The following is a 14,599-nucleotide window of genomic DNA, read 5'->3' as shown; positions in this document are numbered from 1 at the left end:
TTGCAGATTGAAAATCTTTGTAAATCCTTGGTGGTGGCGACCTCGGTGGGTTGGACCTCAGGCAAGAATCGCGAATGACGAAAACAAATAGTATTCCTCGCTCTGCCCCGGCCGTACGAGCCCGCGGATCGGAAATTGTCCGCCGCGCAAGCCGAATGGTTGGATGGGCATTGCTCGGCCTGCTTCTACTTGGCCTTTCAATTTTTGCGGCCGAAGCGTTGCGTCACACGGGCTTGGTCACGAATCTGTTTACGCGCACACTGGTCTGGTCTTGCGCAGCCTATCTGTGCGCCTTCGCGCTGACGCTGAGATCCCTTCACCTGCCGGCCGCCGAAGGGAATAGCCTGGTCGGGCTTTCCGCGACGCTGTCCTTCATCGGACTGTTGCTCGCCTTTGCCATTCTCCGCCTCGAATACTCGCGTGTCGCACTGGTGCTGTGCTATTTCGGCACGCTGACATGGGCGTGGTTCGGTTACCGGCTGTTCGTCCGCAACTACGTGCCGGTGTTCGGATATTCCGACCCTGCCGCACTTGCACAGCTGGAGACCATTCTTGCGATGCCTGGCGCCGCGGCACCCAGCCCGCATCGACTTGAAGAGATCCACTCTCTCAAGGAGGCCACCGGGTGCGACGCCCTGATGGTCGATCGCAACGCCACAGCCGATCCCGAGCGTACCCGCAAGCTGTCGCAACTGAAACTGACACACGTCCGTCTGTACTCTGTGGAACGCATTGGCGAAATGCTGACCGGCCGGGTGGGCTTGGCACATATCGACGAGAATTTTCTTGACGACTACGCCAAGCACTACTTCTACGGATTCTTCAAGAGGCTTCTCGACATTGTTGCCGTACTCTGCCTGGCTCCGATCGCGCTGCCGCTGAGCGTCTTCGTTGCCTTGGCGGTCCGACTGGAGTCCAGCGGCCCGGCGGTCTTCCGACAAGCACGTGTGGGGCTGTTTGGCCGGACGTTCGTAATGCTGAAGTTCCGCAGCATGACAACGGAAGCCGATGCCCCCGCGCAGTTCGCGGCAAAGGCAGACCCACGTGTCACACGGGTTGGCCGCGTCATCCGCAAGTATCGGCTGGACGAGATCCCGCAGCTCTGGAACGTCCTGATCGGTGACATGAGCCTGATCGGTCCGCGCCCGGAACAAGTGCCCATGGTCGAGCAGTTTTCGCACAGCATCCCCTACTATCCCTATCGGCACCTCGTACGCCCCGGGCTTTCTGGTTGGGCGCAGGTGCAGCAGGGCTATGTCGGAACCCATGCAGAAACCGTCACGAAGTTGAGCTATGACCTTTATTACGTCAAACATTGCTCGTTCGCACTCGATTTCCTGATAGCGATCAAGACCTTGCGGACGCTCCTTACCGGATACGGTGCACGTTGAACCCGCCTGTCCTTGCCAGTGCCGACCGGCCGATGCGCATCCTGTTCGTAACCACCGGCCTCCGCATGGGTGGTGCCGAGCAACAGGTCTCGGCATTGGCGAGGGAGTTTCTTGAAAGGGGGCATCGGGTAGCCCTGATCAGTCTGACGCCGGATTGCGAAGTTCCGATGCCCGATGCCGTCGAGCGGCTCATGCTGGACATGCGAAAGACACCGCTTTCAATGGCACGGACACTTGTCATTGCACATGATTTCGCACGCAAGTGGCAACCGGACATAGTGAACTCCCACATGTTCCATGCCAACGTCTTTGCACGTGTGCTGGCGCGATTCACCGGCTTGCCACCATTGATCTGTGCTGCACACAGCTTCTCAGAAGGCGGAAAGCTGCGCATGACCCTGTATCGCCTCACCAACCATTGGTGTGCGCTAACCACGCAGGTAAGCGAAACCAGTCTTGAAGAGATGGTTCGCGCGCACGCGGTAACCCGCGACCGGGTGCGCGTCATGTACAACGGCATCGATACCGTCAAATTCCAGCCAGACGGTATGCTTCGAGATCAGACGCGAGCGCAACTTGGCATCGAAAGCGGCACGCGGGTGATCATCAACATAGGACGCCTGGCCGCGGAAAAAGCTCAAGTAGCATTGGTCGACGCTTTCCAACGCTTGGATCGCTCCGTTCCGACGCGCCTGCTCATCGCCGGTGACGGCCCGCAACGGCAGGCCCTGGCATCACGCATTGCACACCATGGACTGCAGGACTCCGTGCAACTACTGGGGACGCGACACGACATTCCTGCCCTACTGAACGCCGCAGACCTCTTCGCACTATCCTCACGTGTCGAGGGCATGCCGCTGGTGCTTGCCGAGGCCCTGGCTTGCGAGTGCCCCGTGGTCTCGACCGCAGCCCCAGGGGTGGCCGAACTGCTAGGAGAACTGGGCACGATCGTGCCGCTCGATGATGCGGATGCGCTCGCCCATGCGATGCACCGGTCCTTGACGACGGAAGACCGAGCATCAGCACAACGTCAGATCGGGCGTGCACGGATCATCAAGCATTTTGGTATCGCTGCTGCCGCAGATCGCTGGCTCGAGCTTTATGGCCAGATCACCGGTGCGGCTCACAATCAAGCCGGCCACGCACATCCATGCGCCGACGCATAGCGGGCAACGTTGCATGGATGTTGCTGGACCGGGGCACGCAGGTGGTGGCCGGCATTGCGGTGGTCGCTATCCTGGCGCGTACGCTGGGAACCGACGGTTTTGCTGCTTTTCAGTATGCGCAATCACTTGTGTTCCTCGGCTCCTCGGTGGCGCTAATTTGCGGTGGCGAGGTTGTCATACCTCGCCTCGTAGCGCTGGCGGACAGGGCCAGCCAGCATCGACTTCTTGCTCATGTCTTCCGGCTACGCATCCTGGCTGCGCTGGCCGGCTACCTTCTGGTTGTCGCCTTCCTTATGGCCACGGACCAGCCACCCCGCAACTGGTGGCCAGCACTCATCCTGGGAGGTTCGATCCTGTTGCGCGAACCCTTCGGCGTCGTGGTGGCGTGGATGCAATCGCGCACCCAAACCCGCCCGGGCGTGTGCATCAACGTTGTGGCCCTTGCCTTGAAAGTGGGCATTGTGGTCGGGTTGGCGTCCTGCGGCCAACGCGCCACCGAACCTTATGCGGCGGCCTTCCTGCTGGAGGCAATCGTTGCAGCCGCACTGCTATGCCTGCTCTACCGGCAGCATATGCCCCGGTTTCGCACGCAGCTCGATCCGGAATTGACCCGAAGCCTGTTGCACGACGGCGCGCTGTTTTGGGTCAGTTTCATATTGATGATGGGTGCTCGACGCATCGACCAGCTTATCCTTCATGCGCATGTCGGTGCGTCCGAGTTTGCCGCGTATGCGGCTACAGTTCAGATCACCGATAACTTCTCGACGCTGGCCACCATCCTTGCCAGTGGCATCGCGCCGTTGTATGTGTACGGGAAATCGGATGCCGCCGCCGCGATACGCAGCGTGCTTAAGCTCGCAGCGTTTTTGTTTGCCATGGGCCTGGCCGGTGCCACGACCTTGGCAATGCTTGCGCCTTGGATTGTCGAATTACTGTATGGGTCGGCCTTCACAGACGCCATCGCCCTCCTGCGCCTGGCCATTCTCGTATCTCCGCTCGTGTTTGCCGACGTGGGGTTCACCATACTGGCTGCATATCTGCGCAGACCGCGCTGGATTGTCATCAAATGGGGCATCGCGTGCGCTGCGACGGTCATTGTCGACCTCATCGCCATCCCCGAACTTGGAGCCCGCGGCGCGATCTTGGGGTACGCTGTATCCAGCACGTTGGCCGTGCTGGCGGGCATTTGCATGTGGGTACGCGCACGAACGCTTCACACCTTATGAACCGGCCTACCATTTGCCTGCTTACAGGCACCATGAATGCCTTCGCTGGCGCCGAACGAATGACCGCCGTGCTGGCCAACGCGCTGGCGGAACGTGGATATTGCGTCCACATTCTCAGCCTCTTCGATGTGCACTCCTGCTTCGCTCTCAATAAGGACGTCACGCACCAGGCACTCTTCGAGGCGCGCCCCTCCTTCAAACGCCACTACCTGACGATTGTGCGGGGCATACGTCGTCACGCCGTGAAGCATGGGATCGACGTACTAATAGAAGTCGATCCCATGCTGACTTGGTTTACGCTTCCGGCACTTGCCGGCACCATGGTGCGACGCATCGCGTGGGAGCACTGTCATTTCAACGAGGATCTTGGCAAACCAGCCCGCAGGATCGCACGCCGCATGGCTGCGCGGAGCGCTGCTGCGATTGTGGTGCTGACGAGCACGGATGGTGAACTATGGGCGCGGGCCATAACGCACCATTTCGACTTGCGCGTTATCCCCAATCCCTTGCCGTTCTCGTTACCAGCCGATCCTGCCTTGCGCACCTCGCGTACCGTTCTAGCCGTTGGGCGGCTGGTCCCGGCCAAGGGTTTTGATGTGTTGCTCGAAGCCTGGCGCATAGTCACGGTCCGTGCGCCAGGCTGGCAGCTGCAAATCGTTGGCGAAGGTCCGGAACGTCACGCGCTGGAAGCGCAAGTCACAGCAATGGGAATCGACACCGGCATCAGCTTGTCGGGCGCCCGCCAGGATGTCGAGACCATGTACCGGAACGCCAGCATCTTTTGCCTCAGCTCACGCTATGAAGGATTTGGCCTCGTGCTGATCGAAGCGATGGCTTACGGGTTACCCGTCGTCTCTACAGCATGCGAAACAGGCCCGAAATCGCTTTTGCGTGACGGTGTAAATGCCGTCACCGTGGCCGTCGATTCCCCCGACGCCCTGGCACATGGACTGTTGAAGGTAATTGGAGATGTGAATCTCCAGCAGGCGCTAGCCACGGCCGGCCGATCGACGGCGCAGGACTACGCCCTGGCCCGGATCGTTGATCAATGGGAAGCGCTTTTTTGCGACATCCTGTCGGTGGATGAGCACCCCGCTGGAATTTAGTGCGATCGGATCCGGCGGACCCAGCGAATAACAACCCAGGCGCGCTGCATCACCAGAAGGTGTATGCCCGTCAGCATCAGGAATGCGGCGAACATGATGGACTCCGGTACGCCCATCTTCCATGCGACCACGCCTGCCAGACCGAGCAGCAGATTGCCCACGAGGAGGCACCAGACGGTCTGCTTGGTGCTGAAACCCATGCGCAGCAGCAGGTGGTGAAGATGCGTGCGATCTGCCGACAGCGGATTCTTGCCCTGCACCGCCCGCCTTATTACCACGGCCAGCAAGTCGATCAGAATCAAGCCGACTACCCAAAGCATGACGGCAGGCGGAACATGCCCGCCGGGGTTGTACTCTTTTTGCGAGAGTTCCACTGCGAACCAGCTGATCCCGTAACCTAGTAACAAACTGCCCGCATCGCCGAGGAACACGAGCCGCTTGCGCAGCGGGGTTGGCATGTTGAACAGCAGAAATCCGGCGATCCCGCCGCACATCAGCAGGCAGATCCGGAAGGCACCAGGGTTGCCAATATCGTTCGCCAGCCAGGCAAACCATCCGAAGACGATGAATGACAGACCGCCCGCCAGGCCGTCCATTCCGTCGGTCATATTGAGGGCATTGACTACCGACAGAGTAGCCAGCAGTGTCAGCGGAATGCCCCACGCATAGAGGATCACGTCACGCTTGTAAAGCAGATCACCCAGCGAATGCAGATAGACCTCGGCCCATGACGTCATCAGTATCGCGGCAAAAAACTGGAATGCGAGCTTGCTCAGCGGCGAAATGCCGTTGAGATCGTCAAACATGCCCACCACCGCCAGCAAGGTAAGACCGATGTATAAGGGCGTGTACTGGCCATAGCCGCGCACGAACATTGCACTGGAGATCCATAGCGCAATGAGGATGGCGATACCACCGACCAGGGGGGTGGAGCCCTCGTGTCGCTTCCGACCGCCGGGGTGGTCCAGCAGACCGCCGCGCGTTGCCAACGGACGCAGGATCAACACTGCGCCGGCACTCAGCATGGCCGAAATCGCAGGAAGCCAGAAAAATTCGAACATGAAAACTCAGGAGTCAGTATCGGCAGCCGGGGGGACGAGCGGCGATCGCGTAGAATGTGCGTCGGCTTCCGTCACAGGCCGGTGCGACAGTAGCCGGTATTAAACTTCACATAATGCTGCTCCGATAGTGGGGCCTGCCCCCAAGCGTTGTGCAAAAGCACATGCGCCGCATCGGTATCATCCATGCTCTTGCCTATTTTTCTTGTATCGCGTAACGGGGTAAAAAATACTGGCGGGGTCGAGCGCGTCGTGCAGTTGTTGCAGGATGATCTGATCCACCACGGCGCCCAGGTTACGCTGGTCGACGAGACCAAGGTTTTACCACAGTTTTTGTGGGGCAAGCGGCTCACACAGTTTTTGTTTCCAATAGCCGCATCGCTGTGGCTTTGGGCGCGGCGATTATCGGGCCGCAAGTTCCAAACCATTTCCAACTCGTCCTACACGCCGTTCTACCCCTCCGAAGCGGTAATCGTGCACGGCTCCGCGGCGGGGTATATTCGGGCGCTCGCCGGATCAGGCAATCGCTTCCTGGGGATGCGCATGCTGGCCGGGCTGGAGGCCATGACCATGCACTGCGCCCGGCGCGTTGTCTGCGTCTCCGAGGCCGTCCGCGACCTGTGCGTGGGTCTGCATGCCGTTCCCGAGAACAAATGTGCCGTGGCGCATAACGGCATCGATGCATCGCTGTTTTGCCCTCAGCAGAAGTTCGTCGGCAACGTGGTGCGACTGGGTTTCGCGGGCCGCCTTGAGTATGGCAAGGGAATGCCCTACCTGATCGACATCGCGCAATGGGTTGGTACGCAGCAGGACATCCGCCTGATGATCGCCACAACGAGCGAAGTGCCCCCCGTGCTGCGTGACCTGCCAGGCGTCACCATCGTTCCCGGCCTCGCACCGGACCAGATGGGGACGTTCTATGACCAGATCGACGTGATGGTATTCCCTTCGCTGTTCGAGGGTTTCGAACTGGTCACGCTCGAGGCATTGGCCTCCGGCGTGAGCGTGCTTGGTACGCGCGTGGGCGCCTGCGACGTTTTCCTCAGGCAAGGCGTGCCGTGGGTCTGCGAATTGCCGACAGACCCAGCCGAATTTTTCAGACAGGCGCGTTCGATTTTTGAGCGCCTGCGGTGCCTATGCGACCCCGCCGCCATGCACTCGTTTATCGAGACCTCCTTTTCAATTGAGCGTTTCTGCGACCAGATCCGCGCACAACTACCACATTCTTGAATCCGTGAAGGTTCTGCTGATTTCACCAAATGGGCTCCAGGAACTGTCTGGGGGTGGCCTCTACCTGCGCTCGCTGGCGCAGGCGCTCTGTGCTGCTCGCGGCGTGCGCCAGCTGACGGTGATCAGCAAGGAGATGGGCAATGGGGAAATGTTCGCGTTTCCCGAAAACTGCGAGCGGGTTTATCTGGAAAAGAACACGGTAAGGGATATTGCTGCGCGTGTTCGCCTTTGCCCCACCTATCTGGCGACCCACCGCGCGACACTGGCCGGCCATGCGCGGACTGCGGACGTGGTGCTTTTTCACAACTCCCGCTGCGGCCGGCTAATGGCGGCCATGCGGCGCCAGATGCCCGGTAAGACATATGGCATTCTCAGCGACAATGTAGAAGCGGAATTGAAGCGGCAGCACCAGGAAGGAAATGTGTTACGGCAGGTAAGTAATGCCTTGGATACATGGCTTATTCGCCGCGCCGAGGCACCAGGACGCCTGGCCGACTTCATGACCTTCATCACCGAAGCGGATCGCACGCTGTTTGGTAGCCACTATGGGACGCCAGCGTGCACGGGTATATTGCCCATTTCCCTGAACCGTGGCGAACCCGAGTTGCCGGCTAGCAACGTTCTGACGCGGGCGCCGAAAGTACTTTTTACGGCCCACTTCGGCTTCGAACCGAATCAGACCGCACTACGCGACTTTGCCGAAGTAGCGCGACTGTTCCAGGCACGGTCCGACGTACAAGCGGAGTTCATCGTGGCCGGCGCGCGTGCCGCCGAGATGGCCGCGCCTTATCCTTGGCTCACTGTCGTCGACAGCCCTTCCCCGGCATTGATGTCCGCGACCTTCGCTGCGGCCACGACCTACCTGGCACCGGTCAGTTGGGGCAGCGGAATGAAAACCAAGGTTGCGGAGGCGCTGTCCTTCGGACTGCCCGTGATCTGCATGCCGAACGCCGCGGTTGGCTACGAGGCCGCGCTCGCCGACGTGCAATATCGGCAGGCAATCTCCGTCGTGGATAATGCCGCGCAGATGGCCAGCACACTTCACAGAATTTTACAAACGCCAGATCTCCTGCCACTTCGACATGCTGCATCCGCAGCATTCGATGCCTTATACTCGCAGGCATCGCAGACTAGGCGCTTCGAACTGCTACTCCGTGCACAATGACCACATCGAGCGAGAAAAGACTTGTTAGCGTCGTTACTCCCGTCCATAACGACGGGAAGTATATTGGCGCCACCGCCAGCTCGATTCTGCAGCAAAGTCTGACCGATTTTGAATGGATTCTGGTCGACGATGGCTCCAATGGCGAGACGGCAGCCGTGCTTGCCGGTCTTGCCTCGTCCGATGCACGCATCAGGATTATCACAAATCCCGTTGCATATGGTCCCGCCCGCGCGCGCAATATCGGTATTTCCGCCGCAACCGGAGAATTCGTCGCGTTTCTCGATGCCGATGACATTTGGGATGCGCGCAAACTCGAGCAGCAGGTTCGGTTTATGCGCGACCAGAATCTTGATTTTAGCTACCACGATTATATTCCGTTCGAGGATGGGAGCGGCCGCCCATTATCGAAGATATGCGGCCCAAATCGCCTGACACTGTTTTCGCATAATGCCCGCCGCGGTATCGGCTGCCTGGCTGTGATGCTCAAGCGCAGGATTGCCGGCAATGGCGTCTTCCCGGCCATGCCACCCGGCCATGTCGCCGAGGATTTCGCCGCGTGGGCCATCCTGATCAAGGGCGGCCTGCGCGGAGCGCGCCTGCCGAAGACACTCGCCTGGTATCGCGTGCGCAAGCGATCGTTCTCGTCGAACAAGTTCCGCTCCGCGCATTCCGTCTGGTTCATCATGCGGACGATGGAAGGCTTCGGCAAGGTAACCTCGGCATTTTTCCTGACCAGCTACCTGTTCACCGCCATGACTTCGCGGCTGCTCGGCCGTTTCTTGAGCCCCCAACAGACTTTGGCGTCGCCTCCATGGCATTGAATGCGCTGATCTCTGGACTGGGCGTTCTCCTGAAGTTGCTCTGCGGCCTGGCCGCCAACAAGATCCTATCCACGCAGTTGGGCCCCGTTGCATTCGGCGCGTGGGGTAACGTGTTTAGTCTTGCCACCCTTTACACGACGTTTTCGAACGGCGGCATCTCGCAAGGATTGGTAGCGCGACTGTCCTCGCCGTCGCACGAAGCCCGTGCACGAGACCAGTGGCTGACCGGCGGCATGCTGTTCGCGCTGGGCGTCCCCGTGATCATCGCGATCTGGCATGCCGGCTTCCAGCAGCTTGACATCGTCGGCGGGGCCTCGGCATTGCCGCCACTCGCGGCGCTGATTCTGGGGCTGCTCGCCGGCCTCGCATTGCAGATCCAGTCAAGCGTGCTGGCACAGGGTCGCTCGCGCCTGAACGCCATGGTGGTGGCGCTCTCCGGCATTGCGGTCCTGCTGAGCTACTGGATCTTCGTCACGCCAGGCTCGGTGCAGAGTGCCGTTTACGCGCTGATCGCGGGCTTCGCCGCGACGCTGGTCATCTGGCTGGCTGTGGCGGCCTTCACGCGCACCCGCTGGCATGCCAGCAAGGCATCACTGCCCGAAGGCATGGTGGCGGCCCGGGCGCTGGCACCATATGTGGTTATCGCGCTGGCCCCCGCCGTGGTAGGTACAGCCTCCGTCATTGCCGTCCGCCAGTTAGTGGCGACACAGGTGAGCCCTGAAGCCGCGGGCCTGTGGCAGGGGATGTTCCGTATCTCGGACGCCGTCGTCGCGATGGCTCAGGCCGTTGTCAGCTTCGTGCTGCTGCCCGAGGTATTCCGCAGCGGCACGCCGCATCGGGCGCTGAAGGCCCGCCTGCCCGCCTACGGGCTGCTGGTTGCGCTCGGCTTCGTCATCGGCGCCGCCATCCTGTGGCGAGGCGCCGATCTGGTAGTTCATCTCCTGTATTCAGAAACGTATGGCGGGATTGCTCCCCTGCTGTGGATCGAATTGCTTGGCGACGCGTTCAAGGCGCTGGCCATGCCCCTTGTAGCGTTCTTCATCTACCAGAGGAATCTTCGCTTTTCCTGGGTGCTCGAACTGACGTTTTCGGCCTGTTTCGTACTGGCCACCTACATCCTGACCGGCATGACCGGTCTGGCAGGTGCTGCCGTGGCCTATGCCGTGGCCAATCTCGTCCTGCTGATAGTCGCATTTGTTTTATTTCTTGGAACCCGGGATGCCTAATCTGTCGTTACTGGCAATACTGGTGCTGGCGATTGCCAACCTGATCAGCGCTGCGGTGGGCGCGCTCAACTGGCAAGCACCGCTGACCGCCCTGACGTTCTTCGCGTGCATGCACCGCGCGAGCCACGCCACGTCTAGCCGGTTCAATCCAGTCCTGCTGATCTGCACCACCACGACCCTGTTTTTGCTGAGCCGTTTTCTGATCACCTACTTCTTCGGCTGGGCCGACTACCGGTATGGCGACTGGTTCCTGGTTGGGCCGATGGACGAAGCACTGGTGTCGAAGGCGCTGTCCGGCGTCTGCCTGTACCTCTGCGGCATCGTGCTGGTGGCGGGCCGGCTCGGTGACCTGCAGCAGCGTCGCGACGACAGCCTCGCCACTTTTGCGCTCCGCGCAGGCATGGTCCTCCTTCCGTTCACAATCTACCGGGCCTGCATCAACATCGACACATGGCGTACCGGCGACTACCTGGCCCTCTATAAGTACGGTGGGCCGGGCGGTGTGCCGTATGCGCTGGGCGGATGGCTGATGTTTTGCGTGTTTGCCTACCTGGCATCGCGCCCTCGCCTGCGTCCGGCACTTGCGGCCTGTGCATTGGGCCTACTGCTCTGCCTGCTCGACATGCTCAAGGGCGCGCGCGGTATTCCAATGGCCCAGATGATTGGCCTGACCTGGCTGCTGGTCACCACGCAACGAATTCGTGTGTCATGGTGGAAGGCTGGCCTGGCGGTGTTTGCGCTGGCACTCACGGCCGACCTGATCGGTCGCGTACGCGTCGGCATGTCCGTTTCCACGGCCGTTTCGTCGGATCCGCTTGAAACCCTCTTCGGCTTCTTCTATGGCCAGGGTGTCAGTCTAATCTTCATCGTTTCCACGCTAAAGAACCTGACTTCGTTCGTACCTGTGGTTGATGGCCTACGCTCCACATTTGCGTTGTTCGTCGATGGCTACCACCACGCTCTCGGGGAGCTGGCAGTGGGACAAACGGTGGAATTTGCACGACAAACCGCGCATCTGTCTCACCGCATGTCATTCATCGTGGACAGCAACATGTACCTGAATGGAAAGGGGATGGGCGGTTCTGCAGTGGCCGAGGCGATGCTTTACTCGCCTGTATTCGGACCACTTGTCGCAGGCGTGTTCACTGGCGGCGCCCTGCGGCTCCTCTATAGGCTAGCCCAGGCCACGCCACTCGGGCTGTTCGTGTTTGCCGCAACATTGCCTTTCTTCCTGCTGATACCGCGCGAGAGCCAACTGTTCTTTGTCGTGCCGCTGTTCAAGTCCGCAGCGGTCGCCTTTATCGCCCACTTGGTCGCCAAGTTCCATGTCAGACAGCCAGCCTAAGGTGACCGTGGTGGTCCCGACTTACAAGCGCGCCCATTTGTTGGCGGAGACCATCCCGTCCTATCTGCAGCCTGAAGTTGCGCAACTCATCCTCGTGGACGACTGCTCCCCGGACAATACGCCGGAGGTTGCCCAGCGACTCATGCAACGCCACCCGCAGATCACGTATTTACGCAATGAAGTAAACGGCAAGCAGACAACCTCGAAGAATCGAGGCAAGGCCTTGGCACTAACGGAATACGTGTACTTTGGTGACGACGATTCCTTGCTGAGTCCGGATGCCATGCGCGTGCTGTTGCAGACTGCGGAAGACACCGCAAGTGACATCGTAGGGGCTTCGGCCCTCTATCTGCGCGATGACAAGGATACCGAGGCTGCCGTCCTGGATCGGCGCAAAGCCGCGAACAGTGCCGATGACATCGTGCGACTCAGCCGACTGCAGTTCGATTTCGCAGCAGCGGCACGGCAGCCCATTGAAGTGCCGGTGTGCCACGCGTCATTCCTGATTCGCACCGCAGTCGCGCAGGCCATCGATTTTGATACCGGTTACATCGGCAACTGCTATCGCGAAGAGACCGACTTTCTCGTGCGTTGCCGTGCACGTGGAACAAGGATTTCCTACGAACCCCGTGCAGTGCAGATCAACCTGCCACCTTCCCGAGCGACGGGGGGCGCTCGCGGACGCGGGAGGTTGTCCTATGAGAGCTACGCGCTCTATAACACTGCGCGCTTCCTGCTGAAAAATCGCCGTGCGTTGAAGCTCGCCGACCCGCGCTGCAAGCCGCTGTTGATGCTCGGCTGGTACACAGCGGGCCGCGTCGGCGCCGTATTGTTACGGTTGGGAAAAGCAATCGCGCACAGCACCGCGCGAACCTGACAGGCACACATTACGGAGGCACGCTACTGTCGGGACGCACTGCCCAGCATTTTTTCGATGCGCCTAATAGTCTCCACAGGCACAGGATCTTCCACGCGACGGAAGGCCAGCCCCTTGTCCATGCCCGGCAGTACGGCGAGAACGTCGACGATGATCTTCACGCCGCTGGACGCGGTCGCCAATGCAATATTGCCCCATTGCTGACGCCCAACGAAGGTGCGCAGTTGTGCGTATAACAGATGGCGGCGAGCAACCAAAGTTGACGCGACGCTATATGTGCCTTGCCGGTAGGCCAACAGCGTCTCGTCCAAGCACGCAAAACGGCTGTCAATACAGCTTCGCAGCAGGAGCTCCTGGTCTTCGGCCCGCCTCACTTCCGGTACCAGATAGCGATGTTTGCGAAACCAGCTCGTCCGTCCCATCCACGTGGGATGCGGAAGCGGAATACCTCGCCATGGACGCGCGCAGATCGCCTCGTGCGTTTCTCGAAACGGCAGCATGCCGACCACGGTGCCGTCGTTCCTGAAGACCGCCGCGCGACAACCTAAAAGATCCACTTCCGCATGTTGCTCGAGGAACTCAAATTGATGAGACAGACGCTCCGGGAAACTCAGATCGTCCGCATCCATCCGTGCTAGGTATCTGCCACGCGCGAGATCAACCCCCTGATTCAGGCGCGATGTAAGGCCAAGCTGGCGGCCATCAGATACCAGGCGAATACGCACATCCCCGATGCCGCGGACAATCGCGGCGGTATCGTCATCAGATCCATCATCGAGCACCAGCAACTCGAAATTGTCGAAGGTCTGATCCAGGATGGAACGGACCGCCGAAGCAATGGTTCTACGACCATTGCGAACTGGCAACAACACCGTGATTGGAATGCTCTGCTCAGACATTTACTTGTCGCCATCCAGCTCGGTCACGCGCGCCACTTTGCGTTGCCGGCCCAGTACAAATAGAAGGCTGTTCTTCGCCCACCGAATCGGCGCACGAATGGGCGCCGGCATTTTCGGATAGATTGCAAAGAATACGCGTGCCAGACCATGCAGCGTCAGGTAGCGACGACGGCGATAATTCTTGATCAATTTTGTGAAATACTCGGCGGGCTCGGGCTGAGCCACATCATATTTCAGGAAGCTTCGGCGAGAGCGAATGCCATATTTTTCGAACAGGCGGTACCACTGTTCCTTGATCTCGGGACGCTGTGCCACTGCGTCGGCGATCTTGTCGAAGAGGATCGAGTATTCGTACAACTCGATCTGGCCACTGTCCCGGCAGACCTCCGTCACTTGGTGCGCCGCGTTGGTAGGCGTGCAAATCAGCGGCCGGGCACTGAATGCAAAACCGATATCGCTTCGCAGGATGCGAATATAGAAATCCAGGTCAACCAACCACTTCATGCGGACGTCGTAGTCCAGCGCGAACTCACGCCGATAGATCGTGGTGCTCGGCGCACCGACAAAGTTGCCGGCAAACAGGATCTCGGGCATGGCACGCAGAGTACTCATCTGGCTTTCGGTAGCCCGATGAACCCGCTCCGTGCCATTGGCCACGTTGACGATCAATGTGGCGCAGAATGCGAATCCGGCTTCAGGGTTGTCGTCGAGCAGTCGCACGAAATCACCCAGCGCGTCGGCATCGGTGAAATTATCATCGTGATGCAGGATCTTCAGATAATCGCCCGAAGCAAGCCGCAACGCCGCATTCCAATTTTCTGGAGAACCAAGCTGCTGCGCATTACGTACGTAGCGCATCCGGCCACCAAAATCGAATTCGGCCAGCAAAGTCTCCACGGAATCGTCGGGAGAATCGTCGGTGATGATCAACTCATAATCAGTAAAACGTTGCTCACTTACCGATTTCAGCGTTTGGCGCAGGAATGCCACCTGCTTGTATGCCGGAATGCAGATTGAGACTTTAGGCATCGGATCCTCTGGCAAATTCAATAGCGGAGTATTGCGCGGTTCCCGGGCGGCAGTTGTCAC

General features: G+C 59.7%; 13 protein-coding genes. 10 read left to right on the top strand and 3 right to left on the bottom strand.

The window, feature by feature from the left end; all coding sequences use genetic code 11:
• Positions 1–74 precede the first annotated feature (74 nt).
• Genes MFF62_RS03480 through MFF62_RS03465 form a run of 4 tightly spaced genes read left to right on the top strand, consistent with a single transcriptional unit; the run spans position 75 to position 4,889 of the window.
• Positions 75–1,391 carry a sugar transferase gene (locus MFF62_RS03480; RefSeq protein ID WP_238259948.1) on the top strand — a complete coding sequence of 439 codons (1,317 nt, stop codon included), beginning with the start codon at positions 75–77 and terminating at the stop codon, positions 1,389–1,391.
• A gap of 32 nt (positions 1,392–1,423) precedes the next feature.
• Entirely contained in the window at positions 1,424–2,557 is a 1,134-nt protein-coding gene (locus tag MFF62_RS03475) for a glycosyltransferase (protein ID WP_238259946.1), read from the top strand.
• Complete coding sequence (locus MFF62_RS03470) at positions 2,542–3,783, top strand: oligosaccharide flippase family protein (protein ID WP_238259945.1); 1,242 nt, start codon at positions 2,542–2,544, stop codon at positions 3,781–3,783. Before MFF62_RS03475 ends, MFF62_RS03470 begins: the two co-directional genes overlap by 16 nt.
• 59 nt (positions 3,784–3,842) lie before the next feature.
• Positions 3,843–4,889 carry a glycosyltransferase family 4 protein gene (locus MFF62_RS03465; RefSeq protein ID WP_238259941.1) on the top strand — a complete coding sequence of 349 codons (1,047 nt, stop codon included), beginning with the start codon at positions 3,843–3,845 and terminating at the stop codon, positions 4,887–4,889.
• Here MFF62_RS03465 and MFF62_RS03460 read toward each other — a convergent pair.
• On the bottom strand, positions 4,886–5,950 hold the full coding sequence (locus MFF62_RS03460; protein ID WP_238259938.1) for an MraY family glycosyltransferase: 1,065 nt from the start codon (positions 5,948–5,950) through the stop codon (positions 4,886–4,888). The two genes, MFF62_RS03465 and MFF62_RS03460, sit on opposite strands and share 4 nt — an antisense overlap.
• A 183-nt stretch (positions 5,951–6,133) precedes the next feature.
• Here MFF62_RS03460 and MFF62_RS03455 point away from each other — a divergent pair, with 183 nt between their 5' ends.
• From MFF62_RS03455 to MFF62_RS03430, 6 genes are read left to right on the top strand one after another with little or no spacing between them, the layout of a single operon-like run.
• On the top strand, positions 6,134–7,177 hold the full coding sequence (locus MFF62_RS03455; protein ID WP_238259937.1) for a glycosyltransferase family 4 protein: 1,044 nt from the start codon (positions 6,134–6,136) through the stop codon (positions 7,175–7,177).
• Between the two features lie 4 nt (positions 7,178–7,181).
• Positions 7,182–8,342 (top strand): glycosyltransferase, encoded by a 1,161-nt coding sequence (locus tag MFF62_RS03450; protein ID WP_238259935.1) that lies wholly within the window; start codon positions 7,182–7,184, stop codon positions 8,340–8,342.
• The gene (locus MFF62_RS03445; protein ID WP_238259933.1) at positions 8,339–9,163 is read left to right on the top strand and encodes a glycosyltransferase family 2 protein; all 825 of its coding nucleotides are present in this window, start codon (positions 8,339–8,341) and stop codon (positions 9,161–9,163) included. The genes MFF62_RS03450 and MFF62_RS03445 overlap by 4 nt, the downstream gene beginning before the upstream one ends.
• Entirely contained in the window at positions 9,154–10,389 is a 1,236-nt protein-coding gene (locus tag MFF62_RS03440; RefSeq protein ID WP_238259932.1) for an MATE family efflux transporter, read from the top strand. Before MFF62_RS03445 ends, MFF62_RS03440 begins: the two co-directional genes overlap by 10 nt.
• A complete protein-coding gene (gene wzy / locus MFF62_RS03435) occupies positions 10,382–11,734 on the top strand; it encodes an O-antigen polysaccharide polymerase Wzy (RefSeq protein ID WP_238259929.1) in 1,353 nt (450 codons plus the stop codon). Before MFF62_RS03440 ends, wzy begins: the two co-directional genes overlap by 8 nt.
• A complete protein-coding gene (locus MFF62_RS03430; protein WP_238259927.1) occupies positions 11,715–12,611 on the top strand; it encodes a glycosyltransferase family 2 protein in 897 nt (298 codons plus the stop codon). The genes wzy and MFF62_RS03430 overlap by 20 nt, the downstream gene beginning before the upstream one ends.
• A 23-nt stretch (positions 12,612–12,634) precedes the next feature.
• On the opposite strand, the gene MFF62_RS03425 is transcribed toward MFF62_RS03430, so the two are convergent.
• Both MFF62_RS03425 and MFF62_RS03420 read right to left on the bottom strand, forming a co-directional pair.
• On the bottom strand, positions 12,635–13,510 hold the full coding sequence (locus tag MFF62_RS03425) for a glycosyltransferase (RefSeq protein WP_238259925.1): 876 nt from the start codon (positions 13,508–13,510) through the stop codon (positions 12,635–12,637).
• Complete coding sequence (locus MFF62_RS03420; protein WP_238259923.1) at positions 13,511–14,599, bottom strand: glycosyltransferase family 2 protein; 1,089 nt, start codon at positions 14,597–14,599, stop codon at positions 13,511–13,513.

It is taken from the genome of Cupriavidus pauculus, from assembly GCF_022179805.1.
Classification (GTDB): domain Bacteria; phylum Pseudomonadota; class Gammaproteobacteria; order Burkholderiales; family Burkholderiaceae; genus Cupriavidus; species Cupriavidus pauculus_E.
Note: the sequence above shows the minus strand (reverse complement) of the source record. Positions and strands in the feature narration are given on the sequence as shown.